The organism is Bifidobacterium breve DSM 20213 = JCM 1192 (genome assembly GCF_001025175.1).
GTDB lineage: Bacteria > Actinomycetota > Actinomycetes > Actinomycetales > Bifidobacteriaceae > Bifidobacterium > Bifidobacterium breve.
In genome coordinates, this window is sequence record NZ_AP012324.1 from 1065965 (window position 1) to 1087359 (window position 21395).

Genomic DNA, 21395 nt, shown 5'->3' on the forward strand with positions numbered 1-21395 from the left:
GCACGGCGGACGGCAGCGCCGAATGAGGATAAAAGAGAACAGAACGAAGACGGACTGAGACGAACCGAAGTGGTACAAGAGGGGAGCGGCTCATGCAGGTGGCGTTGGAGAACAACATCGTTTTTGTGGTCATCGACTACCTCGCTATTTTGTGTTGGGGACTGTCCGGCGGACTTGCCGCCATTCGCAAGGGCTATGACATCTTCACCATTATGCTGTGCGGCTGGCTGACTGCACTCGGCGGAGGTCTCGTGCGCGATGTGATGCTCGGTGCTCTGCCTCCGGTCGGCATCACCGATAAAGGGTATGTACTCACCACGCTGTTCTCTGGCGTCATCGCGGTGGTGGCTCATCCGGAAATCACCAAACTCAAATGGACGATGACTGTCATCGATGCCTTGGGCCTCGGTCTGTTCGCGGTCAACGGCACTGCCAAGGCACTGGCCTACGGATCTTCAGGCATGACCGCCGTATTCCTCGGCATGTTCACCGCTCTCGCCGGTGGCCTTATTCGAGATCTCTTCATCGGTGACGTACCGATGATTATTCGTGATAAGCATCTCTATGCCGTACCTTCGTTCATCGGCTGCATTCTGACCGTACTGGTATGGCGTGGCGTGAGATACGGCTGGTTTGATATGCGCTCGGAAATGCTGCTTGATGTGCTGATTGTCATCATTGTGGTGGCATTGCGACTGCTTTCGGTCGGTTTCAATGTCACCTTGCCCGGTGCCATCGAACGGCGACATGTGTATTTGCCTAGCGAAAATCGGCATATTCAGCAATCAGGTGGCCGAGGTAACGCTAATACCGTGGATGATGAGGATACGCCTCAGGATGGTTCAAGGCTATCTCAGGGCTAACTGCCTTCAAAGAGGTGTCTAAAGCACGAAACGTTGAGTATAAGTGTTGCAATGACGGTGTTTATACTTGGGTTTTCCGTATTCGGTACCTCTTTGAACGGAGATATCATTTCGCAAGAATGTCAATGTACCTCTTTGAACGGAGATACAAAAAGTCCCGCAAATCACATGACTTGCGGGACCTTCTAAAACCTCAAGAGGTTTATGCTCACAGAGCGTTGATCGCAACAGCGAGGCCGGACTTGCGGTTGGCGGCCTGGTTCTTGTGGATCACGCCAGCGCCAGCAGCCTTGTCGAGCTTCTGGGCGGCAACCTTGTAGGCGGCCTCGGCGGCAGCCTTGTCACCGGCGGCGATGGCTTCGCGGGTGGCGCGGATGGCGGTCTTCAGGCCGGTCTTCACAGCCACGTTGCGAAGGTGCGCCTTCTCATTGGTGAGCACGCGCTTCTTCTGCGACTTAATGTTTGCCACGTTTACTCCAAACGATGTGTGTTATAAGGACATACAAATAAAAGAGGATAGCATGTGCCCCGGAAAAACCCGTGCAATGCCACGCCGAATACAGTCCCTCGGCTACACTAGGTGAAGTTTGAGTATATGCCAAGAGGAGGAATGCGTTGGTCGTCCAACACAATCAGCCGGGTTCCACCGATCAGTCGGTGATTCGCAACTTCTGTATTATTGCGCACATCGATCACGGCAAGTCCACCGTGGCCGACCGCATCCTGCAGCTGAGCGGCATCGTGCCTGAGCGTGAGATGCGCGACCGCTTCCTTGACCGTATGGATATCGAGCAGGAGCGCGGCATCACCATCAAATCCCAGGCCGTACGCGTGCCGTGGACCTTCGATGGCACCGAATACACGCTCGGCATGATTGACACCCCCGGTCACGTGGACTTCACCTACGAGGTGTCCCGTGCGTTGGCCGCGTGCGAGGGTGCGGTGCTGCTCGTCGATGCGACCCAGGGCATCGAGGCGCAGACCCTGTCCAACCTGTACATGGCCATCGACCATGATTTGGCCATCATCCCCGTGCTCAACAAAATCGATTTGCCGTCCGCCGAACCGGACAAGCACGCCGAGGAAATCGCCGGCCTGATCGGTTGCGAGCCAAGCGACGTGCTGCGCGTCTCTGGCAAGACAGGCGAAGGCGTGGCCGATTTACTTGACCAGATCGTCATGGATGTGCCTGCTCCGCACGGCGATCCCGAAGCGCCCGCCCGCGCGCTTATCTTTGATTCCGTCTACGACTCCTACCGTGGCATCGTCACCTATATTCGTATGGAAGACGGCGAACTGCGCGACCGTGAAAAAGTGCACATGATGGGCATCGGCATGACCCACGATCCGATCGAAATCGGCGTGATCAGCCCCGACATGACCCGTACCAAGGCACTTGGCGCCGGTGAAGTCGGCTACATCATCACCGGTGCGAAAGATGTGAGCCAGTCCAAGGTGGGCGACACCCTGACCTCGGCCGTCCGCCCGGCCGCCGAGCCGCTGCCCGGCTACCGCGACCCCAAGCCGATGGTCTATGCCGGCTTGTTCCCGATCGACAACGCCCAGTTCCCCGAACTGCGCGACGCGCTCGACAAGCTCAAGCTCAACGACGCCGCCCTGATCTACACGCCGGAAACCTCCGTGGCGCTGGGCTTCGGCTTCCGCTGCGGCTTCCTGGGTCTGTTGCACATGGAAATCGTCAACGAACGACTGTCACGCGAATTCGGCCTCGACCTTATCCAGACCGCTCCGAACGTCACCTACGACGTGACCGCCGAGGATGGTAGCGAACACCACGTGACTAACCCGAGCGAGTTCCCGGACGGCAAGATCAAGAAGATCGTCGAGCCGATGGTTGCCGCCGACATCATCACGCCGAAGGAATTCATTGGCGCGGTGATGGATCTGTGCCAGGACCATCGCGGCATTATGGGCACGATGGAGTACATTTCCACCGAGCGCGTGGAAATGCATTACCGCATTCCGCTGGCTGAAATCGTGTTCGATTTCTTCGATCAGCTGAAGTCCCGTACCAAAGGCTACGCCTCCCTTGATTATCATGAGGACGGCGAGCAGTCCGCCGACCTGGTCAAGGTGGACATTCTCATCCAGGGTGAGAAGGTGGACGCATTCAGCGCCATCGTGCACCGCGACAAGGCCTACAGCTACGGCGTGATGATGACCAAGAAGCTGCGTGGCCTGATTCCGCGTCAGCAGTTCGAGATTCCAATTCAGGCCGCAATCGGTTCGCGCATCATCGCCCGCGAGAACATTCGCGCCCTGCGCAAGGACGTGCTCGCCAAGTGCTACGGCGGCGATATCACCCGTAAGCGCAAGCTGCTCGAAAAGCAGAAGGCCGGTAAGAAGCGCATGAAGATGCTCGGCCATGTGGAGGTGCCGCAGGAGGCGTTCATCGCAGCCCTGTCCACCGGCGAGGACTCCAACGACCGCGACACCAAAGACAAGATCCGCGCCGCTCAGAAGACCGAGGGCTAGTGTTCGAGGTCTACATCCACGTCCCGTTCTGCTTGCGGCGCTGCGGTTACTGCGACTTCAACACCTACACGGCTACGGATCTTGGTGCGGGGGCCTCGCGCGGCAACTATGCCAATATGGTCATTCGGGAAATGAAATCGACCAAGCAATGGCAGCTCGATCACGGCATCGCGGAGCCGCCGGTTTCTACCGTATTCTTCGGGGGTGGTACACCCACGATTCTTGCCGCTCGTGACTTGGTAGCCATGCTGGATGCTATCCGCAAGACTTGGGGTATCGCGTCCAACGCGGAAATCACTACCGAAGCCAATCCGGACACCGTCAACGAGTATTACATCAATGAGCTCGCAGCCGGCGGCTTCACCCGTGTTTCCTTCGGTATGCAGTCCGCCGTACCACATGTGCTCAAGACTCTCGACCGCACACATACGCCGGCCAATGTGGCCGCAGGCGTCAATGCGGCGAACAAGGCTGGGCTGCGCTCAAGCGTGGATTTGATTTACGGCGCTCCGGGGGAGAGCCTTGACGATTGGCGTACCTCGGTTACGGCCGCCATCGATCTTGGCGTGAACCACATCTCCGCCTACGCACTGACCGTGGAGCCGACCACGAAAATGGGCCGTCAGATTGCCGCCGGCACGTTGCCCAAACCCAATGACGATGACGAGGCCGCTAAATACGAGATCGCTGACGACCTGTTCGCCGCCGCCGGCCTCGAATGGTATGAGGTCTCCAACTGGGCCCGCCCCGGATACGAAAGCCAGCACAACCTAGGCTACTGGCGCAATGTCGACTGGGCTGGCGTAGGGCCGGGTGCTCATTCTCATTACAACAATGTGACTGAGATTGACCGCCCCCAGTCAGCTTTGCTGACAGCCCCCGCCAGCGGGGGCACAACCGAGGCCATCGCCCCCGCTGGCGGGGGCTGTCCGGCGGAAGCCGGACTGGGGGTGGTTCCCGTCTCCCACGGCCTGCGCAGCTGGGATATTGCGCACCCGCGACTGTGGGGAACTGCCATCAACGAGCATCGCATACCGTGGGCCGATAGCGAGGCAATCACTGCGGAGGAGAACCTCGAAGAGCTCATCATGCTTGGCCTGCGTTTGCGCGAAGGCCTTGACCTCGGCCGCATCAATCAGGCCATCGCAGCCAACGAGAACACTTCATGGCAGACCATTGCCGTCGATCCGCTTCGGCCGATGGTTGACGAAGGTCTGATCACCATATCCGGCAATCGTGTCATCCCCACCCGCCGAGGGCGCCTGCTCAATGATTCGGTTATCGAACGGTTCTTCGGCCTTGCCGGCATCTGACCGGCTCGTCCTCGATTGCAGTGGAATCAGGGGAGAATCACGGATGCCATTGCCAACGCCATGGCTTGCCTCTGATTACAGTGGTATCAATTGTCGGATGTCTTTTTCATAGCAGGAGATTTCTTGCTTACCGATTCATAGGGCGGAGTCGGCGTAGCGAAATGAAGATGCCGGTTGGAGAAATTCACAATTACTAAGAAATAGAAAAGTATATATATGGACACCGTTGTCCGGTTATCGTTCAGTTATTGCGATATTCAATTATCGAATTGGCGAATTGACGCCGGGGGATTGACGCTCATTAATAACGTGCAATCTCATATGGAACGCTGTGCTGAAGTGATTCAGCGAGCGTCCTTGTCGTCACCCTTCATGAGGTCAACGAACACCTTGGAGCTGGCGTGACCGCACTGGCTCATGGAGCTCAGACCGTACATAGCGAAACCGCGAATCATGGAATCCTTGAAGGACATGGCTGTTTCCTTTCATTGGTCAAAGCCTTGCAGCTTTGATTTATTTCTTTGGCTTCTTTCTGAAACCGGTTTCAGAATAACGCATATCAATGACGAATGCAAGAGATACGGCCAACCTTCGGTGTTTCTCGCTGGTTCCGCGCATGCTACGGAGTCAGCACCCGTTGTCTTGCGTGTACATTTGTATGAGAAGCGTAACGACTGAGACGAGTCGGCGAACAATGGGGGCTCGAAAACAATGGCGAGAAGTACGGGACGCACTCGTCCGGTAATCAAAGACGTGGCCAAGCTGGCTGGAGTTTCAGCTCCCACGGTGTCTCGTTATCTCAATGGCACGGTCAATGTGACCGAGGACAGGCGTGCGCGCATCGCCAAAGCCATCAAGGAACTGGGCTATGAACCCAGCATCGTGGCCCGTGCCTTGTCGAACCGGGAAATGGATTCGGTAGTGGTATTCGCTGCCAATCCCGCCGCCTTTTCCACCTCCGAAACGAATCATGGCGTTGAGGCCGCCGCCCGCAAACGTCGATTCCTGCTCAACATCGTGTCCCTGGATGAATCCGACATGGAATCCGTCGAGGCACGTGTGCGCATGGGTCTGTCGATCAGACCGGCTGGAGTGGTTGTTTACGAATACGATCAGGCCGGTATCGCGGCACTTGACTATATTCCCAAGGATATGCCGAAGGTCGTGGTCGGCGGCAGTTTCGGCGACGGCGACTACCAGATCATCAACGCCGAACGAGATGGTGGTCGTTGGATGACCATGCACCTGTTGGATCTCGGCCACAAAACCGTCTTCTACGTTGGACGGGTGCAAGGAGCTACTGACAACACCCGTGCCAATGGATGGAAAGATGCGTTGGAGGAGCGGGGGATTGAGGCTCCCGAACCCATTGTTGTATCCGACGGCAATCTGGAGAAGGCCGTCAAGGCAGGGCATGAACTCGGCCGTCGTGGCGAGGCGACCGCGATTTTTGCCGACAGTGACGAAACCGCGATCGCTGTGATTCGTGGTTTGCGAGAAACCGGTCGACGTGTGCCGGATGATGTCAGCGTGGTCGGATTCGACGATCGTAATTTCGGTGCCCTATGGGAACCCTCTCTGACCAGCTATACCCAGAATTTCTTGGACATGGGGGAGCGGTCATTCCGCATGCTGTTTGAGCAGATTCAGGCCAAGCGTATGGGTGCCGACATGCCACCTTCCCAGATTGAAGTAGTGCAGGGGCAGCCTTGCCTACGCGCTTCCGAACGAGAGATCTGAAGGGTCTGGGGTTTTTCCCGATTACTACTTGCTCTGCGCTGCAGAGTTAGATATTCGCGCTTGACGTGCGCGGTATCACCTGGAATCGAATGTGATCGTGCATGGCGTTAGGCGGCAGCTCGTGACGCGCTGCGGATCCAATCATGTCAACCATCCGATCGATGACCGTGCGCGTCATGGCCGGAACGTCCATTGCCACGGTACTGATGGCGGGATTAGTGCATTCGGAGAACGGGATACCGTCGAATCCCATGAGCTTAGCGTGCTCAGGTATGCGGATGCCGTGCTCCATCAGCTCGTGCAATGCGCCGATCGCGATGGTATCGGACAAACACAAGATGCCGCATTCTGGGGTTGGCGGTGCAGTCTGGAACTCGCGATCAAGCAATCGCCACGCAGCCTCGCGCCCGCCTTCGAGTGTGCGTTCGCAATCAATGCATTGGTTCGGCGGAATCGTGATGCCATGCCGATTCAGCGTCTGCGGAATTGCGGTCAGTCGTCGCGGACCGAAGCCGTTGCCATTGCCGTTCCGCTTGGTGTTTTGCTCATCAGGGTGTGGCGCTCCCAGTACAAAGAAGCGCCGGCAGCCGGCCTGCCATAGAGGCTCCGCTGCCGCCGCTGCGCCTCGCGCGCATATAGTATCCATGGAGTTGATGTTGACAAACGATTCGCGATTACCGATGACCAATACCGGCTTGCCTGAACCATGATGTAGCACCTGTTCCTCGTGACCGGCCTGCACATGATGATGCAGTATGACGGCGATCACCTCCGTCGGTTTGCTCGACATTCATTGAGCGAACTGTTGATTGCTGTTCACAATACGGACGTTTCTGTGTCGAATTTTTTGTGGTCTAGTAGACATTGCGAGCTAAAACGCCCGAAACACCCCATAATTGGCTATAACAGATTGCTTGAGAATCACTATTGACTTTTATGGCGACTCGGTATATGGACACGCGAAACGTAAATGACATGACGCAACGGTACTGTGTCAACAGCAATGAACGAAGAGGCACGATTCCCTTACGTGCCCACAAGCAATTGAGGTGATTTCGGTGACATTCAAAGCCCCGCTCGATCTCACGGTCCACGCTCCGGACGGTATGTATGACCCCTCCAATGAGCATGACGCCTGTGGTGTGGGTATGGTCACCACTTTGAACAAGCGCCCCGAGCGCAAGATCGTCACCGACGCCATCGAGGTGCTGGTCAACCTCGATCACCGTGGTGCCGTCGGCGCCGAGGAGAACACCGGTGATGGCGCAGGCATCCTGATGAGCATGCCGGATGAGTTCATGCGTGCCACTGTGCCCGCCGAACTGCCGGAAGCCGGTCACTATGCCGCAGGCATCGCTTTCCTTGACCGCGATATCGAAACCTCCGGTCAGCAGGAACAGGCCATCGCCAAAATCGTGCGCGAGGAAGGCCTTGAAGTTCTCGCCTGGCGAGTAGTGCCCACCAACCCGGACGGCCTTGGCCTGCAGGCCCTTGCCGCCATGCCGGGATTCAAGACTCTCGTGGTCGCCTCTCCGGACGGTGCTCTGGCCGGCGTGGACTTGGATCGCAAGACCTTCCGCATCCGCAAGCGCGTCGAGCATGAGGTAGGCGTCTACTTCGCTTCCCTGTCCGCCCGTACCATTACGTACAAGGGCATGCTCACCACCATGCAGCTCACTCACTTCTTCGAGGATCTGAACGACGAGCGCATGAAGGCCACCATCGCCATCGTCCACTCCCGCTTCTCCACCAACACGTTCCCGAGCTGGCCGCTGGCTCAGCCGTTCCGCCTGCTGGCCCACAACGGTGAGATCAACACTATCCAGGGCAACCGCAACTGGCTCTCCGCCCGTGAAGGTCGCCTGAGCAGCGAATTGCTCGGCGAGTTCGAGCCGCTGCTGCCCATCACCACCCCGGGCTACTCCGATTCCGGCACCTTCGACGAGTGTCTCGAACTGCTGCATCTCGCCGGCCGTTCCCTGCCGCACGCCATCTGCATGATGCTGCCGCCGGCGTGGGAGAAGAACCCCGACCTCGACCCGGACGTGCGCGCCTTCTACGAGTACAACAATACGCTGATTGAGCCTTGGGACGGCCCGGCCGACATCGTCTTCACCGACGGCACTCAGGTGGGTGCACTGCTTGACCGTAACGGCTTCCGCCCCGGCCGCTGGCAGCTCACCGACGACGGCTACATCGTGCTGGCCTCCGAGGCCGGCGTGATTCCGGAAATCGAGCAGGAACACATCGTGTCCAAGGGCCGTCTTGAGCCCGGTAAGATGTTCCTAGTCGACACCGCCGAAGGCCGCATCATTCCCGATGAGGAGATCAAGAAGACCCTCGCCTCCCAGCACCCGTACCGCAAGTGGGTGGAAGGCAACTCGGTCGAGATGAGCGACCTGCCCCGCCGCGAGCACGTGAGCCACTCCGGACAGTCCGTCCAGCGCCGTCAGCGCGCCTTCGGCTACACCGAAGAGGATCTGAAGCTGCTGCTCACCCCGATGGCCAACACCGGTAAGGAACCGCTCGGTTCCATGGGTAACGACACCCCGATGCCGGCCTTGTCCAGCCGCAGCCGCATGCTGTTCGACTACTTCACCCAGAAGTTCGCGCAGGTCACCAATCCGCCGCTGGATTGGGAGCGTGAGGAAATCGTCACCTCGCTTGAATCCGCCATCGGCCCTGAACCGAACCTGCTGTCCGATTCCGAACTGCACGCCAAGAAGATTCTGATTCCGCTGCCCGTGGTCAACTCTGATGAGATGGCCCAGCTCAAGCGACTTGACAGGGCCCGTATCCTCGGCGGCTACTACCGTCCGTACGTGGTCAAGGGCCTGTACCAGGTCGCCGGCGGCGGCAAGGCCCTCCAGGAGCGTCTTGACGAGATCTTCGCCGAAATCGACGAGGCCATTGATAACGGCAAGAACTTCATCGTCCTGTCCGATCGTGAATCCAACCACACCTGGGGCCCGATTCCGTCCCTGCTGCTGACCTCCGCCGTGCAGCACCACCTGTTGCGCCGCCACACCCGTACGCAAATCTCCATGGCCGTCGAGGCCGGCGACGTGCGCGAGATTCACCATGTCGCGCTGCTCATCGCCTACGGTGCCGCCTGCGTGAACCCGTACCTGGCATTCGAATCCGTGGAAGACCTGGCCCGCAACGGCTACCTCAAGGTCGACGCGGACACCGCCGTCAAGAACCTCACCAAGGCCCTGTCCACCGGCGTGCTCAAGATCATGTCCAAGATGGGCGTCTCCACCATCATGAGCTACCGTGGCGCACAGCTGTTCGAAGCCGTGGGCCTGAGCAAGGAAGTCATCGACGAATACTTCACCGGCACCACCTCCCGTGTGGGTGGCGTGGGCCTTGACGAGATCGCCGAAGAAGTGGCCATTCGTCACCACGTGGCCTACCCGAACCAGTGGAGCGCATCCCCGCACCGCAACCTGCGCACTGGCGGCGATTACAAGTGGCGTCGTACCGGCGAGGACCACCTGAACGATCCCGAGGCCATCTTCCTGCTCCAGCAGTCGACCCACCGTGGCGACTACCAGATGTTCAAGAAGTATTCGCACCACATCAACGACACGTCGAACCGACTCATGACCCTGCGCGGCCTGATGAAGTTCAACAACAACCGCAAGCCCATCGACATCTCCGAAGTCGAGCCGGCCACCGAAATCGTCAAGCGCTTCTCCACCGGTGCCATGAGCTACGGTTCCATCTCGCAGGAAGCCCACGAGACGCTCGCCATCGCCATGAACTCGATTGGCGCACGCTCCAACTCCGGCGAGGGCGGCGAATCCGACGACCGTATCAACGATCCGCAGCGTTACAGCCGCATCAAGCAGATCGCATCCGCACGTTTCGGCGTCACCTCTGATTACCTGGTACACGCCACCGATTTGCAGATCAAGCTCGCCCAGGGCGCCAAGCCTGGTGAGGGCGGCCACCTACCTGGAGCCAAGGTTCCGCCGTGGATTGCCAAGGTTCGCCACGCCACCCCGGGCGTGGAACTCATCTCCCCGCCGCCGCACCACGACATCTACTCCATCGAGGATCTGAAGCAGCTGATCAACGATGCGAAGATGGCCAACCCGAAGGCACGTATCCACGTCAAGCTCGTTTCCGAGTTCGGCGTCGGCACCATCGCCGCAGGTGTGGCCAAGTGCCATGCCGACGTGGTGCTTATCTCCGGCTATGACGGCGGTACGGGTGCAGCCCCGCTCAACGCCATCAAGCACGCCGGCACCCCGTGGGAGATCGGCCTGTCCGAAACCCAGCAGACGCTAATCCTGAACGGTCTGCGCTCCCGCATCGTCGTCCAGTGCGACGGCGAGCTCAAGACCGGTCGTGACGTGGTCATCGCCGCCCTGCTTGGTGCCGAGGAATTCGGCTTCGCTACCGCAGCCCTGATCGTGGAAGGCTGCGTCATGATGCGCGCCTGCCAGAAGAACACCTGCCCGCAGGGCATTGCCACCCAGGATCCTGAGCTGCGCGCTCGTTTCCGTGGCAAGCCTGAGCATGTGGTCAACTTCTTCATGTTCATCGCTGAGGAGGTGCGCGAGATTCTCGCCCAGCTCGGCTTCAGGACTCTTGAGGAGGCCATCGGCCACGTTGAGTGCCTGGATCAGGACGAGGCCATCAAGCGCTGGAAGTCCGGCGGCATCGACCTGACCAACGTGCTCAAGCAGGCTGGTCCGGTACCCGGCACGATCCTGCACCAGACCATCGAGCAGAACCACGAGCTGGAGAAGGCGCTGGACAACAAGCTCATCGAACTTGCCCGGCCGGCCCTCGAACGCAAGGAGCCCGTGCGCATCGAAATGCCGATTCGCAACGTCAACCGTACGGTCGGCACCATGGTCGGCTACGAGATCACCCGCCGCTACGGCGAGGAAGGTCTGCCGGACGACACCATCGACATGACCCTGCATGGTTCCGGAGGCCAGTCCATCGGTGCGTTCATCCCGCGCGGCGAGACCATGCGCATCTACGGCGAAGTCAACGACTACGCCGGCAAGGGCCTGTCCGGCGGTCGCATGATCGTGCGCCCGGAAGATAGCGTCACCTTTGATAAGCATGACAACGTCATTGCAGGCAACGTCACCGGCTTCGGTGCCACTTCCGGCCAGATGTTCGTGGCTGGTCGCGCCGGCGAACGTTTCGGCGTTCGTAACGGCGGTGCCACGTTTGTGGTCGAAGGCGTGGGCGACCACGGCTGCGAGTACATGACCGGCGGCACTGTTGTGGTGCTCGGCCCCACCGGACGCAACTTCGGTGCAGGCTTCTCCGGCGGTAACACTTATGTGCTTGACCTCGATATGAAGAAGGTCAACCCGGGTGCCATCAAGTCCGGTGCACTGCTCTTCGAGTCCCTGAACTCCGAAACTGCAAAGGTGGTGTACGACCTGGTCAAGCAGCACGCCGAGGAGACCTGCTCGCAGTTCGCCGCTGCTCTGCTTGAGGACTGGAACGAGACTGTGAAGCGATTCACGCACGTGGTGCCGAAGCAGTTCGTGGCCATGACCAAGGCCATGGAAGAAGCCAAGGCCAACAATGTAGATTTCAATGCGCCCGGCGCCTGGGAAAAGGTGTACGAGCAGGTTATGGAAGGAGCGCGCTGACATGGGCGACCCGAGAGGATTTCTGAAGGTCCGTACTCGCCGGGAGCTGGCCGAGCGTCCTGTTGAGGAGCGTATCAAGGACTGGTTTGACGTCCACGCCGAGTCAGGCGTGCAGCCGTGGACCCAAGAACAGGCGGCCCGCTGCATGGACTGTGGCACCCCGTTCTGCATGACCGGCTGCCCGCTGGGCAACCTGATTCCTGAGTGGAACGATCTGGTCCGTCAGGGCAAGTGGGAGGACGCGTACAACCGTCTGTCCATGACCAACAACTTCCCTGAAGTCACCGGTCGTATCTGCCCGGCCCTGTGCGAGCAGTCCTGCGTGCTTGGCATCCACCAGCCGCCGACTATGATTAAGCTGGACGAGCAGACCATCATCGATCAGGCATGGGATTTGGACTACGTCAAGCCGCTGCCGCCGCAGCGTCTGACCGACCAGACGGTTGCCGTCGTCGGCTCCGGCCCTGCTGGCCTCGCCGCCGCACAGCAGCTCACCCGCGCCGGCCACACTGTCGTCGTCTATGAGAAGGACGATGCCATTGGTGGTCTGATGCGTTACGGCATCCCGAACTTCAAGCTCGAAAAGGGCCTGCTCGACCGCCGCGTCAAGCAGATGGAGGCCGAGGGCACCCGCTTCCGCACCAATGTGGAAATCGGCAAGGACATCACGTGGGATGATTTGCGTGACCGTTACGACGCCGTCGTGGTGGCCATCGGCTCTCGCGTGCCGCGCGACATGAAGATTCCGGGCCGTGAACTCGACGGCATTCACTTCGCCCTTGACTTCCTGCCGGACGCCACCCGTCGTATCTTCGGTGTCAAGCCGGTGCACGATATCACCGCCAAGGACAAGCACGTGGTGATCATCGGCGGTGGCGACACCGGTTCCGACTGCCTCGGTACCTCCATCCGTCAGGGTGCGAAGGACGTTACCGTGCTGCAGATCATGCCGAAAGAGCCGACCTCTCGCCCGGATAACAGCCCGTGGCCGACCTTCGCCCGCACCTACCAGAAGACCTCCTCCATGGAAGAGGGCGGCGAGTACATCTACTCGACCGATTCCGTGAATTTCGAGGGCACCGAAGAAGAGAAGGCCAAGGTCAACATCGAGAACTCGACCACTGCCGAAGGCTTCGTGGCCGACGAGCGCGGTCACGTCACCGGCCTGAAGGTTGTCTCCGTGGCCCCCGGCGAGAACGGTCCGTTCACCCGCCAGCCCGGCACTGAGCGCGTGCTGCCGGCCGATCTGGTCCTCATCTCCGTGGGCTTCCTGCACCCGGACACCGAGACCATCCTCGAGCAGATGCCTGTCGAACTCGACAAGCGTGGCAACATCGCCCGTAACGACAAGTTCGCCACCTCCCAGGACGGCGTGTTCGTGTGCGGTGATGCCGGCCGTGGGCAGAGCCTCGTGGTCTGGGCCATCGCCGAAGGCCGCTCCTGCGCCTCCGCTGTGGACGAGTACCTCACCAAGGAAAAGAGCGAGCTGCCGGCCCCCATCAAGGCCAGCCAGCGCCCCATGATGCTGCCTCGCTGAATACTTTCCTAACAAAAGTATGAAAATCCCCTCTTTGGAGGGGATTTTCGCGTTTCTTGGATTAAAGATTGCCTTAATCCTTAAGTAATGTCTATATTTCGAGAATATTGCATACATGGTTAATATGAAGCTCCTATGGTGGCTTTCGTCGCTACAACGCGACAACAACACTGTGGGAGAGAATTATGAAAATACGCCACATCACCTCATTGGTTGCGGCCGGAGCGGCTATCGTCATGCTGCTCAGCGGTTGCGGATCGACTGGTTCATTCAGCAATGCCAGCAGCACGTCAGGCTCCAATATCATTTCCGTCTACGGCAGCGAACCGGCACACCCGCTGTTCCCAGGCGCTGTGACCGAGGCAGGCGGCGGCAAGGTCGTCGATCAGCTGTTTGCAGGCTTGGTTACTTATGATACCAAGGGCGGCATTCACAACGAGGTGGCTGAGAGCATCACCTCCAGCGACAATGCCACGCATTACGTCATCAAGATTAAGAAGGGATGGAAGTTCACCGACGGCACGCCGGTCACCGCTCATTCATTCGTTGATGCCTGGAACTACACCGCCAACAGTGCCAACAAGCAGGGTAGCGCCAGCTTCTTCAGCACCATTCAGGGTTATGACGATTTGCAGAAGTCGAATGTTGACCCGAGCGCAACGCTCTCCGGTCTGAAGGTTGTGGACGATTACACCATCGATGTGAAGCTCAGCCAGCCTGATTCCGCATTCCCGGTCAAGTCCGGCAGCCACGCGTACATGCCGCTTCCGGAATCCGCGTTCAAGGATCCGAAGAAGTTCGGTGAGAACCCGGTTGGCAACGGCCCGTACAAGTTTGTTTCCTGGAGCCATAACCGCAGCATCAAGATGGTCAAGAACCCTGACTACAAGGGCAATCGTGTGGCCAAGAACGATGGCCTTGACTTCATGATTTACACATCTCCGGACTCCGCCTACGCTGATTTGCGCGGCGGCAACCTGGACTTCACTCACGCCATCCCATCCACCGCACTGAAGACCTTCCAGTCCGATAAGTCAATCAAGGCTTACAATCAGCCCGGTGGCAACACCCTCACCTTCACCATTCCGGAATGGCTTGACCACTTCGGCCAGAATGAGGAAGGCAATCTGCGTCGTCAGGCCATTTCCATGTCCATCGATCGCAAAACCATCGCCGAGAAGATCTTCAACAACACGTCCACGCCGGCCGTTGACTTCATTGCAGCGCCAATCAGCGCCTACTCCAAGAACCTTAAGGGCAATGAAGTGCTGAAGTACAACCCGAAGAAGGCTAAGGAACTGTGGGCCAAGGCCAACGCCATCTCCCCGTGGAGCGGTGAGTTCGGCATTGCATACAATGCTGATGGCACTGCGAAGAACTGGGTTGAGGCAATCTGCAACTACGTCAAGAACACGCTGGATATCGATGCCAAGAGCATCCCGATGTCCACTTCCGACGAATTCCTGTCCAATGTGGATTCGGGCAAGATGACCTCCGCATACCGCAGTGGTTGGGGCCCTGATTATCCATCCGCGGACAACTATCTGGTACAGCTGTACGATTCCAGTTCGGCCGACGGCAAGGGCGGCAACAGCGGCAACTACAAGAACCCCGAGTTCGATGCCATGATGGACAAGGCTCTTTCCGCCCCGTCCACCGAGGAAGCCGACAAGTATTATCAGCAAGGTGAGGAGATTCTGCTGCAGGACCTTCCGGCTATCCCGTTGTGGAACCAGAATGCCACCGCAGCCAGCACCTCCGCGGTCTCCGGCGTTGAATTCGATTACGGTGGCGGCCCAGTGTTCACCGCACTGACCAAGAAGTAGTAAGTAATAAACAGACAGCGCTAGCCCCCGCTGGCGGGGGCTGTCGGCAAGGCCGACTGGGGGTGGTCTCAAACAGCAGACCACCCCTAAATCTTGTTATATGAGCGAGTTCCCATAATCGGGAGCAATCGAGAACATACAGGAGCACTTTAACTATGGAATTCACCGTATCTGGCACTACCGTGCGATTCGATGAACGAACGATGCAGTTCGCTTTTACGCGCGACGGTGCCGAATGGAATACCTGCGCTGATTTCAAGCCGACCCTGCAATGCACGCAAGGCACCTTCGCGTTCGCCGATGCCACTTCCATCACCCACGAACAACGCGAAACCGGCACGGGAACCGGCATTCGCAGCATCTTCACCGGCTTTGGGCACAGCGCATACTCCTTTGAAACCTATGTATGGGTGGAGCGCGCCTCCGGCGATGTGCTCTTCGAATGGATTCCGCTCAATGAGCAAGGGCTGACCGTCACCGGTGTGACGTGGCCTGCGGCAATCGCCTTCGACCGTGACGACTCCCACGACGTGACGCTTATTACCCACGAACAGGGCGTGATGATTCCCAACACATGGCCTACCGCCGTGAGCACCAAAGATATCACCTTCGACGGCCGCTTCGAAACGGCTGGCGGTTACATGCCGTGGTTCGCGCAGCTCCGCGCAGACGGACACGGGTATATCGCCATCTGCGAAACTCCATGGAATGCCGGTTACGGCATCGACCATCCCAGCAATGGCCCGTACACCCATATCAATACTTGGTTTGAGCCAAGCCTCGGCACAATGAATTATCGCCGCGTGGTACGCTACCAGTTCCTCGACCACGCCGATCATACGGCGGTGTGCAAGGCCTATCGTTCGTACGTCAACGAACGAGGTCGCCTGCGTACGCTCGCCGAAAAGGCGGCGCGCAATCCCTCCGTGCGCGACCTGATTGGTCGTTCATGGGTGCACGTCGGCATCAAAACCAAAGTGCAGCCCGACTCGTTCTACTATGACAAGGACCACCCCGAAAAGAACGATTCATTGGTCACCTTTGCGCAGCGCGAGAAGCAGATGCGCACACTGCACGGCATGGGTGCAGGCCGACTGTACATGCACTTGGATGGTTGGGCGCAGCCCGGATACGACAATGCGCACCCCGACTATCTGCCGGCCTGCCAGGAAGCGGGCGGCTGGGAAGGCATGAAGTCGCTGGTCGACGCCTGCCATGAGCAAGGCGATATTTTCGGCACGCATGACCAGTACCGCGATTACTACTTCACCGCACAAACCTTTGATGCCAACAATGCGATTCGGCTGGCAGACGGTACGATGCCCGAACACGCACGCTGGGCGGGCGGCCACCAGACCTACCTGTGCGCCGAGCTCGCACCGGACTACGTACGCCGCAATTTCACCCAGATTGCCGCGCATGGCATCAAGCTCGACTGTGCATACTTGGATGTTTTCACCTGCAACGAAGGCGACGAATGCTCGAATCCCGAACACCGCATGACCCGCCGCGAATGCTTTGACCGCCGCACCGAATGCTTCGAATATCTGCTCTCGCACGGCATCCTCTCCTCGTCCGAAGAGGTATCAGATTGGGCAGTGCCAAGCCTGATATTCTGCCATTACGCGCCATACGACTTCCAGATGCGCTCACCCAACGAGCCGCGCCAAGGTGTGCCGGTGCCGCTGTATAACCTCGTCTACCATGATTGCGTTATCGAACCATGGATGATGGAGCGTGTGGTGAACGGCGACGATTACATGCTGTACGCCTTGCTCAACGGCGGAGCTCCATACCTGATTCGCGATGCCGCATACATCGGCGTTGACGGCGACATGGACGACGAACAGCGCGCTCGCACGGAAAACGACATCGAACGCTGCCATACGGTCGCTGCATTCCATGAGCGGGTCGGCATGCAGGAACTGGTTCGTCACGAGTTCGTGGATGATGATCCGCTGGTGCAGCGTTCGGTATTCGTGGACGGCACTGCGGTCACTTGCGACTTCCATACGCAAACCTATCGCATCACCGATTGACCGCATCACTGACTGAAAAAACAATGACACACAGTGGGTTCCGATGGACTGGTGGCAAATTGCCGCCGATAAGCGGGTAATATAGCCAACAGTGTCACCGTCGAAACAGGAGTAGTGAAATGCCGAATCGTGCAGAACGCCGTGCCCAAGCCAAAGCAGGCCGCAGGGGAGTGCCGTCGCAGTATGACCAGACCCGTGGCCGTGGCCGTTCGGGAATGATTGACGAATATCAGCTGCAGCAGAAGTCCCAGCGTCTGCAGGACGGCACCGACGGCACCGAATGGAAGCCCAGCGGCGGTACGATTGTGGACACCGAAACCCTGCTGACCACTAACCCGAACTACACGAATCCGAAGATGTTCAAGGCACCGCATTCGCTGCGTCAGTGGTTCCGCGTGGGCAGCTGGACGCTGATCGCCATCGCGATTATCGCGTTCTTCGTGGTTATGTGGCTGCCAAGCCATCCGATGTGGCTGATCATCACCGTTTCCGCGGTGTTCATTGTGGGTGTGCTGAGCCTGTTCTTTACGGCTGGCGATTCCAAGCATAATCCGAATTTGGATCAGAACGGCACGGCCGTCTGATCTTTTGCCTGGTAAATCCGGCTTGAGAAGCAAAACGCACGACGGAAGTTGTGCGTTTTCTTGTATGCGGTGCCCTAAAGTAAGAAGTGCTTGAGTTTCTTTCTGACGCACGAAGGAGAGGCAGTCCGATGAAAGTTGATATTCTAACCCGCGAATACCCGCCGCATGTGTATGGCGGTGCCGGCGTACACGCCGAGGAGCTGTCCAAGGTTTTGGCCGAGCGCATTGACGTGACCGTGCGTGCGTTTGATGGCAAGCGCACCGAGGCTGATATCCCCGCGATTCCCAATGCCGCTAATGCCAAGGGCAATCTGAAGGTTGTCGGATACGATACGCCGTCCGAGCTTGCCGATGCCAATCCGGCATTGAAGACCTTCGGCGTGGATCTGCAGATTGCCAACGACGTTGACGCCGATATCATCCACGCACACACATGGTACGCCTGCCTGGCCGGCTACCTGGCCAAGATGCTGCACGGTACGCCGCTGGTCATCACCGCCCACTCCTTGGAACCGTTCCGCCCATGGAAGCGCGAACAGCTCGGCGGCGGCTACAACCTGAGCTCCTGGGGCGAAAAGGAAGCCTACGAGAACGCCGACCGTGTAATCGCCGTGTCCGGCGGTATGCGCAAGGATATTCTGACTGCTTACCCGAACCTCGATCCGAACAAGGTGGTTGTGGTGTACAACGGCATCACCATGGCCGACTTCGCTACCCCGGCACCAGACGATCCGGGTTGGAAGGTGTTCGAGCGTTACCACATCGACCGCTCGAAGCCCACCCTGCTGTTCGTAGGCCGCATCACCCGTCAGAAGGGTCTGCCATACCTGCTCAAGGCCCTACATCTGATTTCCAAGGACATTCAGGTGGTGCTGTGCGCGGGAGCGCCCGACACCCCGGAAATCGCCGAAGAGGTCAAGACTGCGTTCGCCAAGCTGGATGAGGAGCGCGGCAACATCGTCTGGATTGAAGAAATGCTGCCGAAGCCTGAGCTGAATGCTTTGGAACACGGCTGTGATGCTTTCATCTGCCCGAGTATCTATGAGCCGCTCGGCATCGTGAACCTTGAGGCCATGGCCTGCGGTCTGCCGGTCGTCGCATCCGCCACCGGCGGTATTCCGGAGGTTGTGGTCGACGGTGAAACCGGCTATCTGGTTCCGATTGACCAGTTGCACGACGGCACCGGCACTCCCACCGATCCGGACAAGTTTGTACACGATATGGCCGCCGCTATCGACAAGATCATGGCTGACCCCGAACTCGCCAAGAAGATGGGCCAGGCCGGCTACGAACGCGCCCGCGACGTGTTCAGCTGGGAGACCATCGCCGACAAGACCGTGGAAGTCTACCAGTCCGTGCTCGACGAGCAGAAGAAGTAAGTAACGCTGCAACGAGTGCTCCCCTCAGTCCGGCTGCGCCGGCCAGCTCCCCTCAGGTACCGGTTTCTTGGCTCTCCTCTCTGAGGGGAGCTGTCACCGCAGTGACTGAGGGGAGTCGTCAGACCGCGAATCATAGGTAGTATTTCACTCATGACAAACACCGTCCTCCAACTCGACAACGTCGAATTCCGGCGCAACCGTCGCGTCATCATCACCGACGTGAACCTCACCATCAACGCGGGGGAGCGTTGGGTGCTGTTCGGTCCGAACGGCATCGGCAAATCCACCGCGGTCGACATGCTGGCCACCCGCACGTTCCCCTCGGAAGGCCGCGTATTCATCCTCGGCCATCAACTCGGCAAATACGACGTATTCAAACTGCGCACCCGCATCGGTCTCGCCTCGGCCGACCTGGGCCGGCAGTTCCCCGAGTTCGAGGACCCGCTGGACGCCGTGGTCACCGGCCTGTCCGCCGTGACCGGGCGCTGGCGCGACACCTACACGCAAGAGGAATACGCCCACGCCCGCCAGCTGCTGCGTGATTTCCACGTCTCCTATCTGGAAGGCAAGGAGATGTGGCGACTGTCCGAGGGCGAGCGCACCCGCGTGTTGATCGCCCGCGCACTAATGGGAGATCCCGAGCTGCTCATCATGGACGAACCGACCACCGGCCTTGACCTGGGCGGCCGCGAGCAGGTGATGCGCACACTGAGCCGAATCGGCGAAGAGAACTCCGAGCGTGCCGTGGTGCTGGTCACCCATCGCTTGGAGGAGATTCCGGCTGGTTTCGACCACATCGCCATTATGGGACGCAAGCCGATTCCTGCTGAGGATGCCACCGAAGCGGGCGTGGACTCAATGGGTAATCCCGGTGCTGGCACCATCGTCTACACCGGTTCGTTGGAGAATGGCCTGACCGACGAACGCTTGTCGGAATTGTTCGGTATGCCCATCGAAGTCCAGCACACCCACGGCCGCTGGGCCGCCTACGCCGTGTGATGCTTGTAGGTTTTTTTAGGCGGGATTTTCTTCGCCCTCTCTGGAGGGGCTGTCAGCGTAAGCTGACTGGGGGAGGTCCAACCAGTTACGAAGGTAACCATGACAACCAATAGCAAACTCGTATTCATCGATATCGACGGCACCCTAGCCGACGAAAACCACGTCGTACCCGAATCTGCCAAAATCGCTTGCAAACAAGCCCAGGCCAACGGCCACAAGCTCTTCATCTGCACCGGGCGTTCCGTGCCAAAAATCGAACGCAGCATCCTCGACCTCGGTTTCGATGGCGTGGTTTCCGTGGCGGGCGCTCAGGCGAATATCGGAGACAGGCTGCTGTTCCAGCATCTCGTCCCTCCTGAAGCGGTCGATGCGGCGATGGCGTATTTTGCCAAGCATCATATCGAGAGCTACCAATGGCAAGGTGCGGATGGCATGTACATCTCGGAAGGCTACCGTCAACATCTGGAATCGAAAGGCAAGACCTGGAATCGTGGTGAGTTTGCGCGGTTCTGGCATCTGCTGGACGAGGTCGAGGTTCCGGCCGGCTCCACGTTGGGACATACGATTCATGTGAGCAAGGGGTCATACTTCACCTCGCCGAATCCTGACGTGACTTTCGAGGAGACTCAACGTGATTTGAGCCCATGGTTCGAACTCGTGCACGGCTCATACGACAAGATCTCGCCGAATAACGGCGAACTGCTCATCAACGGCATCGACAAAGGTACCGCTGTGCGCGACGTGGCTTCTTTGCTGGGCTATGCCATTGCCGACACCATCACCATCGGCGACTCCGACAACGACACCGCCATGCTCAAAGCCGCCGGCACATCCGTAGCCATGGGCAACGCCATTCATGGCATCCAAGCCTTCTGCGACTTCACCACCACCGACATTCACGAGGACGGCCTGGCCAACGCCTTCAAAACGTTGGGACTGGTGTGAGGCTATGTCGTTTGCTCTCAGACGAAGGATCCTTTCGTGCTGTA

15 protein-coding genes are annotated in these 21395 nt (G+C 58.7%); 12 read left to right on the forward strand and 3 right to left on the reverse strand.

All coding sequences use genetic code 11. The features are described 5' to 3' along the window. The first annotated feature begins 92 nt into the window (after positions 1 to 92). Positions 93 to 863, forward strand: coding sequence for a trimeric intracellular cation channel family protein (locus BBBR_RS04495; RefSeq protein WP_003829275.1), 771 nt, complete (start codon positions 93 to 95; stop codon positions 861 to 863). A gap of 208 nt (positions 864 to 1071) precedes the next feature. On the opposite strand, the gene rpsT is transcribed toward BBBR_RS04495, so the two are convergent. Continuing rightward, positions 1072 to 1332, reverse strand: a complete 261-nt coding sequence (gene rpsT, locus BBBR_RS04500) for a 30S ribosomal protein S20 (protein ID WP_003829276.1) — start codon at positions 1330 to 1332, stop codon at positions 1072 to 1074. Between the two features lie 146 nt (positions 1333 to 1478). Here rpsT and lepA point away from each other — a divergent pair, with 146 nt between their 5' ends. Both lepA and hemW read left to right on the forward strand, forming a co-directional pair. Next, complete coding sequence (gene lepA, locus BBBR_RS04505; RefSeq protein WP_003829277.1) at positions 1479 to 3359, forward strand: translation elongation factor 4; 1881 nt, start codon at positions 1479 to 1481, stop codon at positions 3357 to 3359. Then, the gene (hemW, locus tag BBBR_RS04510) at positions 3359 to 4672 is read left to right on the forward strand and encodes a radical SAM family heme chaperone HemW (RefSeq protein ID WP_003829278.1); all 1314 of its coding nucleotides are present in this window, start codon (positions 3359 to 3361) and stop codon (positions 4670 to 4672) included. The genes lepA and hemW overlap by 1 nt, the downstream gene beginning before the upstream one ends. A 344-nt stretch (positions 4673 to 5016) precedes the next feature. Here hemW and BBBR_RS11200 read toward each other — a convergent pair whose 3' ends face one another. After that, positions 5017 to 5145: a hypothetical protein gene (locus BBBR_RS11200; protein ID WP_003829280.1), complete on the reverse strand. Its 129-nt coding sequence runs from the start codon at positions 5143 to 5145 to the stop codon at positions 5017 to 5019. 238 nt (positions 5146 to 5383) lie between these two features. Here BBBR_RS11200 and BBBR_RS04515 point away from each other — a divergent pair, with 238 nt between their 5' ends. Then, positions 5384 to 6412 (forward strand): LacI family DNA-binding transcriptional regulator, encoded by a 1029-nt coding sequence (locus BBBR_RS04515; RefSeq protein WP_003829282.1) that lies wholly within the window; start codon positions 5384 to 5386, stop codon positions 6410 to 6412. A 46-nt stretch (positions 6413 to 6458) separates the two neighbouring features. On the opposite strand, the gene BBBR_RS10290 is transcribed toward BBBR_RS04515, so the two are convergent. After that, a complete protein-coding gene (locus tag BBBR_RS10290; protein ID WP_003829283.1) occupies positions 6459 to 7202 on the reverse strand; it encodes a substrate-binding domain-containing protein in 744 nt (247 codons plus the stop codon). Between the two features lie 268 nt (positions 7203 to 7470). Here BBBR_RS10290 and gltB point away from each other — a divergent pair, with 268 nt between their 5' ends. From gltB to BBBR_RS04560, 8 genes are all read left to right on the forward strand, one after another. Further along, positions 7471 to 12042, forward strand: a complete 4572-nt coding sequence (gltB, locus tag BBBR_RS04525; protein ID WP_032738180.1) for a glutamate synthase large subunit — start codon at positions 7471 to 7473, stop codon at positions 12040 to 12042. Position 12043: 1 nt separating this feature from the next. Then, complete coding sequence (locus BBBR_RS04530; RefSeq protein WP_003829286.1) at positions 12044 to 13579, forward strand: glutamate synthase subunit beta; 1536 nt, start codon at positions 12044 to 12046, stop codon at positions 13577 to 13579. 185 nt (positions 13580 to 13764) lie between these two features. Further along, a complete protein-coding gene (locus BBBR_RS04535) occupies positions 13765 to 15405 on the forward strand; it encodes a peptide ABC transporter substrate-binding protein (protein WP_003829287.1) in 1641 nt (546 codons plus the stop codon). Positions 15406 to 15560: 155 nt separating this feature from the next. Beyond that, positions 15561 to 17444, forward strand: coding sequence for a DUF5696 domain-containing protein (locus tag BBBR_RS04540; protein ID WP_003829288.1), 1884 nt, complete (start codon positions 15561 to 15563; stop codon positions 17442 to 17444). Between the two features lie 119 nt (positions 17445 to 17563). Beyond that, on the forward strand, positions 17564 to 18028 hold the full coding sequence (locus BBBR_RS04545) for a membrane protein (protein WP_032738182.1): 465 nt from the start codon (positions 17564 to 17566) through the stop codon (positions 18026 to 18028). 128 nt (positions 18029 to 18156) lie between these two features. Continuing rightward, positions 18157 to 19407: a glycogen synthase gene (gene glgA / locus BBBR_RS04550; RefSeq protein ID WP_003829290.1), complete on the forward strand. Its 1251-nt coding sequence runs from the start codon at positions 18157 to 18159 to the stop codon at positions 19405 to 19407. Positions 19408 to 19557: 150 nt separating this feature from the next. After that, a complete protein-coding gene (locus BBBR_RS04555) occupies positions 19558 to 20406 on the forward strand; it encodes an ABC transporter ATP-binding protein (RefSeq protein WP_003829291.1) in 849 nt (282 codons plus the stop codon). 99 nt (positions 20407 to 20505) lie between these two features. Then, positions 20506 to 21351: a Cof-type HAD-IIB family hydrolase gene (locus BBBR_RS04560; RefSeq protein WP_003829292.1), complete on the forward strand. Its 846-nt coding sequence runs from the start codon at positions 20506 to 20508 to the stop codon at positions 21349 to 21351. Positions 21352 to 21395: the final 44 nt, after the last annotated feature.

Bases quoted from the DNA above. Each gene is read 5' to 3' on its own strand.
- BBBR_RS04495 (WP_003829275.1), top strand. From the start codon at position 93: ATGCAGGTGGCGTTGGAGAACAACATCGTTTTTGTGGTCATCGACTAC.
- BBBR_RS11200 (WP_003829280.1), bottom strand. From the start codon at position 5,145: ATGTCCTTCAAGGATTCCATGATTCGCGGTTTCGCTATGTACGGTCTG.
- BBBR_RS04515 (WP_003829282.1), top strand. From the start codon at position 5,384: ATGGCGAGAAGTACGGGACGCACTCGTCCGGTAATCAAAGACGTGGCC.
- BBBR_RS10290 (WP_003829283.1), bottom strand. From the start codon at position 7,202: ATGTCGAGCAAACCGACGGAGGTGATCGCCGTCATACTGCATCATCAT.
- BBBR_RS04530 (WP_003829286.1), top strand. From the start codon at position 12,044: ATGGGCGACCCGAGAGGATTTCTGAAGGTCCGTACTCGCCGGGAGCTG.
- BBBR_RS04535 (WP_003829287.1), top strand. From the start codon at position 13,765: ATGAAAATACGCCACATCACCTCATTGGTTGCGGCCGGAGCGGCTATC.
- BBBR_RS04540 (WP_003829288.1), top strand. From the start codon at position 15,561: ATGGAATTCACCGTATCTGGCACTACCGTGCGATTCGATGAACGAACG.
- BBBR_RS04545 (WP_032738182.1), top strand. From the start codon at position 17,564: ATGCCGAATCGTGCAGAACGCCGTGCCCAAGCCAAAGCAGGCCGCAGG.
- glgA (WP_003829290.1), top strand. From the start codon at position 18,157: ATGAAAGTTGATATTCTAACCCGCGAATACCCGCCGCATGTGTATGGC.
- BBBR_RS04555 (WP_003829291.1), top strand. From the start codon at position 19,558: ATGACAAACACCGTCCTCCAACTCGACAACGTCGAATTCCGGCGCAAC.
- BBBR_RS04560 (WP_003829292.1), top strand. From the start codon at position 20,506: ATGACAACCAATAGCAAACTCGTATTCATCGATATCGACGGCACCCTA.